We start from the raw sequence: 7,947 nt of genomic DNA, 5'->3' as shown, positions 1-7,947 counted from the left end.
TCCTTCACGATCTCAACCAAGCCGCACGCTACGCCGACCACATCATCGCGATGAAAGACGGTGAGGTCGTCGACACCGGAACCCCGGCCAAGGTCATCACCGAGTCGCTTGTGTCCGAAGTATTCGGACTCGACGCGCGTGTCATCCAAGACCCGGAATCGGGCAGTCCCCTCGTCCTGCCGCGTTGGCCGCACCCCGTATAGAGGCGCACTTCCGTTGCCGTTGCCGTGACTATCGATCATGCGCCTGCGTCGGAGCGAAACGAGAACCCAGGAGAGTGTTCCGCCCAACATCACGCAAGGAAGGGACCCCACACGCGATCAATGACTCACGGTTCCCATAGTCGTCGTCGACGCACTGCCGCCCGGACTGGCGGTGTAGCTACTCAGGCGATCAAGTTCTGAGCCGCACTCGGCGCCCCGCGGTGGGGTCCGACGCGTCGCCTCGTATCGCCGGAGACAGCCACACGGGCGGGCGCTGACTCTATGCCCAGATGGTCAGGCAGGTCTCCCCTCCCAGCCCCGACACCCGCGTGGCTTCGCGCGGTCAGCATAGGCGCGATTCGCGCATAATCATGAGTGCTCGCCCTTCCCTGCGACCGCACTCGAATTACGTGCCCGGGTCGCGGCGTGGGCTCCGCTGAGTCGGTAGCACCGACTACAGGTATGCCATCGGCCGCAGACATCGCAGCAAATGAGGCTTCCGCTGCCGCCACCACCCGATGGGCCTCCACAGACAGAGCTCCAGACAAGCCATAGAGCGCGCCGATCGGAATGGCGCGCTTGCCGTTGAGGTAGCGGAGCACCGTCGTGCGTACCATCCCGGCACGCCTCGCGACTTCGTCGATCGTGAGTCCTCGAGCCGTGCGTTGGCGGCGGAGTTCAGCAGCTACCGCGTCGTTGAAATCGAGGGCGGTGTCCATCCGGCCACCGTAGCAAACAAACACTCGTTCACACAAATCTAATATTTGACAAGCCGACCGAATGATTCCTATGGTGACCAAATGGACACCATCCCCCTCTCCCAGCAGATCGCTCAACGCATCCAACACGCATTGCTCAACCATGGCCAGACGGATACCCAACTTGCGAACGCAGTCGGGATGCCGCCAGAACAGCTCCGACTGAAGCTCGACGGTCAGCTCGACTTCACCGTGGCCGAACTCGACCGGATCGGCGCCGCCCTTGGGCTAAGAGGCTCTGAATTCCTGCCGTCATCTGCAGCAGCGGCCAACGGCCCCACCAGTGTCTGAGCCCGCAGAGAAGGGGCCGATGGGTCCTCGAGAGTACTTGATCACCGAGGCAGAGTTCATCCGGCCCGAGTTCGACTTCGAGAGCGTACGAGACGCCCGGCCAGCAGCGCCTCGCCCGCGGCAGCGAGAACCGCTCCCCCATCCCGTTCACCTCCGAAGCCAGCACCACCGCCTCGACCATCTTCCAGCCGATCGTGACGAGCGAGATGCAGCAGACCCTCGTCCCCGTCGGCGGCACCATCATCGACCACGCAACCTGCGACCTCTCCCCCGACAGCACCAGCACCGCCTGGCGGCGCAACCGGGACGGCGAAGGCGTCGAAGTCATCTGGGACGTCGCAATCTACGCCAAGCTCCCCGGCGAGGACGGCCTCCCCGACGTCCCAGAAGGTCGGCCGGCGCTCGGCACGGCCATCGCCACCTGTGACGAGGTCGGCGACGTCATGAAGGCAAGCTTCCCCCGAACTGACGAAGCCGACGGCCCGATCACCGCAGTCTGGTCACTCGACCTCGACAAGCAGTCCGACAGGACGAAGTCCGTCCTGCAGGGATCCTGGCACGACGCGTTCGGGTTGCCCGACGAGACGACGGTCATCCCCCGCGTCACGACGAAGGCTGTGCCGTCGGTGATGGAGGGAGAGCAGTACGGCGACACCGCCCACCATGAAGACGTCGCCCTCTACCCCGATACCGCCGTGCAGACCTTCACCGCCTATCGCATCGCCGACGGTCAGCCCGTCTGCGACGCCACGACCGAATACCTGACGGAATCGGCACCGATCATGATCGACGGCCGCACGGATATCCCCGGGCCGACCTTCACCGCCACCCGCGACATGGGCACCGGGGTCAACTGGATCGAGCGCACGTATGCCGATGACACGAAGCAGGTGCTCCTCAGCGAGGGTGTCTGTGGGCAGGAGGGTGAGCAGACGCTCTTCATCGACCGCCCCGGACAGAAGCTCGCGAGCACCGGCTTCGACGGCGCCACGCTCGCCGCCGGCGCTGCCGCCACAACGCTCCTCGGTGCCTCGCCCTTCGTCGTTCGTCGTGTCGTGCGGCGCCGAGCCAGCCGGACCGCCTTGAGCGAGGGGATCGCAGGATGAGCGAGGAACAGACTGGCCCCTCGTCGGACCTGAGCCAGGACCAGAACGAATGGGTGGCGATGTATCGCCACGGGTTACGATTCCGCAAGCCACAGCCGGACTATGACGACGTGCGCGACGACTACGAGGACATTCACGGCGACGGCCCTCGGATGGAGGAGGATATCCAACTGAGGATCGTTGAGACTCAGATGGACCTGCTCCTCCGTTTCACCGGGGCATCGGACTACGACATCCACCGAGACCCTGACTCCTGGCTAGAGACGTACTATGCCTTGGCAGGCAAGTGGCTCGGTCGAGATGCAGGGATCGACGAACAGCTCGAGAGCGTCGACCGAGTCCTTTCGCAGACCGGCGGGCCGCTTTGGCGCCCGGACCTGTACCTCCCGTTAGACGAGGTTCACCAAGCTGCGGTAGAGACCGTGCCTGCGAGCCCACAAACCGCGCCGTCGACCTCCGCTTCTAGCTGGCGAGAGCCTCCCCGTCTTATCGACTGGACTCCGGACGAGGACCCGGCCGCGGGGTACCTTCGGGACCTCCGCGCCAATCGCCAACAGGCACTGGAGTTGGGTCTGCCCGAGCGCTCCGAAGACGTGCAGCCGCAGGATTCGAGGGGACGCCTAACCGAGTTAGCTCGGAAGTTCTCAAGCAGAGTCCTCCGACCGCGCTCAGACGATACCCACCGCGACGCTCACCCGCTGCGCCAGCCCGGGTCTGGCGGGGGTCTGGAGCTCTAGAGCGGCCCGCTCTGCGCGACGGGCAAGATCGACACTCCCCAGGATGTCGACACTAGGTCAACTACTAGCGACTCACGTCAATCGGGCGTCGAGAACCTGCCGGAATTCTCGCCCCGGGCCATGCGTTCAGACGGTTGAAAAACGCATTCCGTCGAGCAGTGTTCGGCTCGATCTGGACAGTTCGCCAGCCCCACATCGGCCTGCTCGAGGCGGGCGCGCAGCTCATCGAGGCGGGCGCGTTTCTCGTCGATCTGGCGCACCCGTTCCGCCAGGAGCGGGCGGAGCTGGTCGCGAACGTCGGTGCAGGAGTCGTCCTCCAGCGACCGGAGATGCCGACCGATGTCAGCGAGTGGCAGGCCGAGTTCTTTGCTCGCTTCGATGAGGTCGAGCCGCCCGAGCACGGCGGCGTCATAGTCGCGGTAGCCGTTGCGGGTGCGGCCGGGGATGATGAGGCCGATGCTCTCGTAGTAGCGCAAGGCGGTCGGTGCGACGCCGGTGCGCTTGCTGACCTCTGAGATGCGCATGCGCCGATCCTACGGCCGGGACCACGGATTGACCTTCCAGCGGCTGGAACGTTTACGGTTGAGCCTCGTGCCCCTCAATGCTCGATCTCAGCTCGTGACGGCGCTCGTGCCGTGGCTGGAACGTCACCAGATCGTCCTCTATCTCGCGGCGATCGCTGCTGGCGGCGTCCTCGGCCTGCTGTTGCCCGGCGCGCACCATCTGGAAGTGGCGATCGAGCCGGTGCTCGCGCTGCTGCTGTTCGCGACGTTCCTCGGGGTCCCGTTCGCCGCGATCGGCCGCGCGCTCCGCGACGTCCGATTCCTCAGCGCGGTCGGGGTCGTGAACTTCGTCATCGTGCCGCTCGTCGCCTACGGGCTGTCGCGGTTCGTCGCGGATCAACCGGCGCTGCTATTCGGGGTGCTGTTGGTGCTGCTGACGCCGTGCATCGACTACGTGATCGTGTTCGCCGGCCTCGCGGGAGGAGCCGCGGAGCGTCTGCTCGCGGCGGCTCCATTGCTGATGCTCACGCAGATCCTCTTGCTGCCCGTCTACCTGCTGCTGTTCATCGGTCCCAGCGGTGTCGCGGCCGTCGAGCTCGGCCCGTTCGTGCGCGCATTCCTGCTGCTCATCGTGCTGCCACTGACCGCGGCCGCGGCGACCCAGCGGCTCGCCAAGCGGCACCGGATCGGGCGCGGGATCGAACGCACCATGCTGGCGCTCATGGTGCCGCTGATGGTCGCCACGCTGTTCACCGTCGTAGCCTCGCAGGCGGGAGCGGTGAGCACCGCGGCCCTGCAGTTGCTCGTGCTCGTGCCGCTGTATGCGGCGTTCCTCGTCGTCATGGCGTTCGTCGGCACGGGTGCCGGGCGCCTGTTCCGCCTCGACGTGCCGGCAACCCGTGCCCTGGTGTTCAGTGGTGCCACCCGCAACAGCCTCGTCGTCCTCCCACTCGCGCTCGCGCTACCCGCGTCACTCGCGCTCGCGCCCGTGGTAGTCGTCACGCAGACGCTCGTCGAGCTGGTCGGCATGGTCGTGTTCGTGCGGCTCCTTCCACGGCTGGTTCAGGACCGAAAATCGGTCCGCTGATCCGACCGTCACCTGTGAGTAACTCAGGCGCCGAGAGCGCTGATACTTGCGCAATCCGCTGGGGTCACCCGTATGCAGCACAAGCCGCTGGGAGCAGTCACACGACAGCCGAATCAGTGCCCACGGAAAAGGAACCGGCGGCCAGTTACTTCCCGTCCGTTCAGGTATGGGAATCGCCGGTTTGGTTCTGGTTGTCACTGTCGGTCTCCTTCGGAGCCGTCGGCGTCGAACCCGTCGTCGGGTCACACCACGCATGATGGTCGATGCGCGGTGAGCGGATCGACGAGTTACGGCCCGCGCAGAATCTACGTCGCGATACAACCCGTTCCGTCGAGCAACGGCTCCGCGACTTGGAGGTCTAGCGCCCAGTGCAAGCGGTGGCGCCGACCTCCGGGTCGGCGCCATGTTGTGTTTCTCCTGACACGCCTCGTCTGGGAGGGTGGCGCCCAGTGCCAAGGACTACGTCGCTGTGGCACGGATGAGGAAACCGTTGAGGGACTCGTTCTGGTAGTCGACCTCGAACGAGGCTCGGGCGAGGTCGCGAGTCACTGCTCGAGCCGAACCGCCCGATTGCGGGCTGAGGGCCAGCACTAGCGAGGCAGGAGCGCCGTCGATGACGCGTCGGATCTGTTGGAGCGCAGCAGGTCGATCCGCCCAAAAGTGGACGTTGTCTATGGCCAGGACAGCATTGAAACGTCCCGTGGCGAAGGGCATCTGGTTCGCCTCACCGACAACGAGTTCGAGACGCCCGCTGCGAACAGCGTCATCATTCCTGGATCGCGCGCGACGGTGCATCAGCAGCGAAGGATCGAGACCGGTGACCTGTCCTCTGGGCACGAGAGCGAGCAGCGCTTCCAAACCCATTCCTGGCCCGAATCCGATCTCCAGCACGTGCGCCGCATCGTGAACATCCAGTGCCGCCGTCGCGAGCTCGCGCAGCGCGGATCCGGTCTTCTCCATAAGATCAGCGCCCCGCTCTCCATCCGCGCCCCTCGGGACGACGAATGTATCGAAGATGTTCATTCCCATCCCTGAGGTCGCTCTAACTCGCCTACTTGGCTCAGCCCATTAGCGCACACGACAGGCCCGTTACGTCAAGTGCACTGTCGGCCCCAAATGTGTCCGCCACAACCGAGTTCCGACCTACCGCCTTCGGAAGCGTTCCCGAGCACCCCTTGCGTGACGAGGCAGAAACGTTCGTTTGCGGCGCGCACTCGCCGCAGGGCTGAGAGGTCTCACGTTAACAGCGACCGGCCCCACCTCTGCATCATCACCCTGGATATGCAACGGTTTGCAGGATTCAGTCCTCTCCGGATCAGGCTGTCATGGTTGCCTTTCGCTATCGGCATCGTCGTGGGCGCAGGCATAGCGCCGAAGCTACTGCTGAGGAGCGGCCCCGCTACGTCGCCGCCCTCGATGCAGTCTTGCGCGATCGGCGTTTTCTGGTTCTCGACGATTGCCGTCGCAGGCGGCTCCTGGACGCTGAAGGCTTCCGCGATACTTCTCGTAGCGCTCGGCGTCGGGCTGGGAACGACCTCGCTCATGCAGGCTGCCGTCTACGGAGTCGCACCTGATCGAGCTGGCATGGCGTCAGCGCTACTGAACACCGCCCAATAGATTGGTATGGCCTTCGGCCTCGCAATCCTCGCCGGCGTCGCCGACAGCATCACGTCGGTTAGCGGTGGCACAGGCGCACATGTGCTCGTAGACGGGAACAGGACCGCCCTAATCGTCGGCGCAGGCATTCTACTCGGAGCCGCGGTCCTAGCTTTGTTCACCCCCCAACAACGTGGGTGTCGGGGGTGCGCTGAACTTGCAGCTCATTGCACCGGTGCGGTCCCTCGAGCATCTCGCATACATCGAGAGTGGCCTATGGCTGTCGAGCAAGTGCAGCAATGGGCTTACAGCGGGAGTCGTGCGCGGCGGCAAGCGCAGGTGGGGGCAGTTGAACGATCGGCGTCATCTCTCTTGAGCGTCATGGCCCGCCACCACGCGTTCAATCGGCTGGGTTCTGGTGGAAGCGCACGGGGTTCACTGGTGCTGGAGTACCTCCGCGACGTGGGCGTTGAGAATCCGGGGCAAGTCGGAGGCGCTATCGAACCCGATTTCAAGTATCGACTGGTACTGCAGACCGTCCCACAGTGCGATCAGCCGTGTCGCTTCGAACCGTGCATCCAGGTTCAGACTCTGGTCCGAGGCCGCGCGAGCAAAGAGGTTCTCGAAGTAAGCGATCGTCCGGACGAATCGTTCCCGGAAGTACCCATGGACGGGATGTTCGAGCGACACGGCCTCGGTGGACAAGACGGCATAGAGACCGATCAGCCCGCTTTCCGCTCCTGCGTCTCGTGCGGCCTCCACCCCGACGGCGAGTAGTTCCTCCGTCGGATCGAGTACCGCACCTGCTCGCCTCGTGACCATGTCGTTGTCGCGTTGTCGCATGACTTCGGCGAACAGGTCGGTCTTGCTGGGGAAGTGGTGTCGCAAGGTGGAGGGCGCGACGTTCACCCGCTCGGAGATCTCTCTCATGGTGGTGGCCCCGAATCCGTTTTCGGCGAACACTGTCGTGGCATCGGCCACGATCCGCGCCCGGCGCCTATGCCCCGGCTCGTATCCGCTGCGTTCAGTCAAGACGGTGTCGATCGCCAGGGGCCGCGGGCGAAGGGCGGGTACAGAACCGCCCCCATCCCCGCTCGCTGTGTCACGTGCAAACAGCCCGGGAGGATTCAGCTCCGGGAGATACCGGCTGATGACGAGCAGCCCCTCCCACACCGCCACCCGAGTGCGCACCCCGTCAGATATGGGCTTGGACTCATCCGTCAGCAGTCGTCGGTGATGGGAATGCGAGGCGGCCTGATCGCTACCCCCGGTCATGGCACGCGAGAGGAGGATCGCTGACAGAGCGGCGTATCCGTCCACGCTGCGTGATAGCCGGGCCGCCACCTCAACCGTGAGAGGGCTGGAGCCCATGACTTGACCGGTCTCGTCATCGAATTCCTGCGCGACGGCGTCGAGCAGCGCCTCTTTCGACGCGAAGTGCTTCAGGAGACCGGGACGCGAGATTCCGGCCCGGTCTGCGATGTCCTGAACCGTCACTGCCAGCAGATCGTCCTCCGCGAAGGCGCGGCGTGATTCGCGCACGATGCTCTGTCGTGTTCGCCAAGCAGCATCGGCTCGGGACACCTGCGTACTACTCACATGCACCAGTTTGTCATGAGGTCGAAACCCAAAAGTTACACTCGGGGCTACTTTGAGTTACATAAGC

General features: G+C 64.7%; 9 protein-coding genes and 1 pseudogene. 5 read left to right on the top strand and 5 right to left on the bottom strand.

The window, feature by feature from the left end; genetic code table 11:
* A pseudogene (locus IFT89_RS05900) lies at positions 1 to 203 on the top strand (hypothetical protein); the annotation flags it as partial.
* Positions 204 to 385: 182 nt separating this feature from the next.
* Here the strand turns inward: IFT89_RS05900 and IFT89_RS20905 are convergent.
* Positions 386 to 922, bottom strand: a complete 537-nt coding sequence (locus IFT89_RS20905) for a helix-turn-helix domain-containing protein (protein WP_202938483.1) — start codon at positions 920 to 922, stop codon at positions 386 to 388.
* An 81-nt stretch (positions 923 to 1,003) separates the two neighbouring features.
* On the opposite strand from IFT89_RS20905, the gene IFT89_RS05890 reads away from it, so the two are divergent.
* From IFT89_RS05890 to IFT89_RS05880, 3 genes are all read left to right on the top strand, one after another.
* On the top strand, positions 1,004 to 1,252 hold the full coding sequence (locus IFT89_RS05890) for a hypothetical protein (RefSeq protein ID WP_202938482.1): 249 nt from the start codon (positions 1,004 to 1,006) through the stop codon (positions 1,250 to 1,252).
* Between the two features lie 206 nt (positions 1,253 to 1,458).
* On the top strand, positions 1,459 to 2,358 hold the full coding sequence (locus IFT89_RS05885) for a hypothetical protein (protein WP_202938481.1): 900 nt from the start codon (positions 1,459 to 1,461) through the stop codon (positions 2,356 to 2,358).
* Entirely contained in the window at positions 2,355 to 3,095 is a 741-nt protein-coding gene (locus tag IFT89_RS05880; RefSeq protein ID WP_202938480.1) for a hypothetical protein, read from the top strand. Before IFT89_RS05885 ends, IFT89_RS05880 begins: the two co-directional genes overlap by 4 nt.
* 77 nt (positions 3,096 to 3,172) lie before the next feature.
* Here IFT89_RS05880 and IFT89_RS05875 read toward each other — a convergent pair whose 3' ends face one another.
* A complete protein-coding gene (locus IFT89_RS05875; protein WP_124769839.1) occupies positions 3,173 to 3,619 on the bottom strand; it encodes a MerR family transcriptional regulator in 447 nt (148 codons plus the stop codon).
* Between the two features lie 67 nt (positions 3,620 to 3,686).
* Between IFT89_RS05875 and IFT89_RS05870 the strand changes: the two genes are divergently transcribed.
* Positions 3,687 to 4,685 carry an arsenic resistance protein gene (locus IFT89_RS05870; RefSeq protein WP_240044056.1) on the top strand — a complete coding sequence of 333 codons (999 nt, stop codon included), beginning with the start codon at positions 3,687 to 3,689 and terminating at the stop codon, positions 4,683 to 4,685.
* A gap of 459 nt (positions 4,686 to 5,144) precedes the next feature.
* Here the strand turns inward: IFT89_RS05870 and IFT89_RS05865 are convergent, their stop codons facing one another.
* The 3 genes from IFT89_RS05865 to IFT89_RS20160 form a co-directional block, all read right to left on the bottom strand.
* Positions 5,145 to 5,708: a class I SAM-dependent methyltransferase gene (locus IFT89_RS05865; protein ID WP_161578638.1), complete on the bottom strand. Its 564-nt coding sequence runs from the start codon at positions 5,706 to 5,708 to the stop codon at positions 5,145 to 5,147.
* Positions 5,709 to 5,920: 212 nt separating this feature from the next.
* The gene (locus tag IFT89_RS05860; RefSeq protein ID WP_202938479.1) at positions 5,921 to 6,229 is read right to left on the bottom strand and encodes a hypothetical protein; all 309 of its coding nucleotides are present in this window, start codon (positions 6,227 to 6,229) and stop codon (positions 5,921 to 5,923) included.
* Between the two features lie 487 nt (positions 6,230 to 6,716).
* On the bottom strand, positions 6,717 to 7,823 hold the full coding sequence (locus IFT89_RS20160; protein WP_307783449.1) for a TetR/AcrR family transcriptional regulator: 1,107 nt from the start codon (positions 7,821 to 7,823) through the stop codon (positions 6,717 to 6,719).
* Between the last annotated feature and the right edge of the window lie 124 nt (positions 7,824 to 7,947).

Source organism: Plantibacter sp. CFBP 13570, assembly GCF_014841395.1.
Taxonomy (GTDB): Bacteria; Actinomycetota; Actinomycetes; order Actinomycetales; family Microbacteriaceae; genus Plantibacter; species Plantibacter auratus.
This window is presented reverse-complemented; position numbering and strand designations above follow the sequence as displayed.

What these genes read in the sequence shown, in the direction of transcription:
- IFT89_RS20905 (WP_202938483.1), bottom strand. Translation starts at nt 922, where the DNA reads ATGGACACCGCCCTCGATTTCAACGACGCGGTAGCTGCTGAACTCCGC.
- IFT89_RS05890 (WP_202938482.1), top strand. Translation starts at nt 1,004, where the DNA reads ATGGACACCATCCCCCTCTCCCAGCAGATCGCTCAACGCATCCAACAC.
- IFT89_RS05885 (WP_202938481.1), top strand. Translation starts at nt 1,459, where the DNA reads ATGCAGCAGACCCTCGTCCCCGTCGGCGGCACCATCATCGACCACGCA.
- IFT89_RS05880 (WP_202938480.1), top strand. Translation starts at nt 2,355, where the DNA reads ATGAGCGAGGAACAGACTGGCCCCTCGTCGGACCTGAGCCAGGACCAG.
- IFT89_RS05875 (WP_124769839.1), bottom strand. Translation starts at nt 3,619, where the DNA reads ATGCGCATCTCAGAGGTCAGCAAGCGCACCGGCGTCGCACCGACCGCC.
- IFT89_RS05865 (WP_161578638.1), bottom strand. Translation starts at nt 5,708, where the DNA reads ATGAACATCTTCGATACATTCGTCGTCCCGAGGGGCGCGGATGGAGAG.
- IFT89_RS05860 (WP_202938479.1), bottom strand. Translation starts at nt 6,229, where the DNA reads ATGAGCGAGGTCGTTCCCAGCCCGACGCCGAGCGCTACGAGAAGTATC.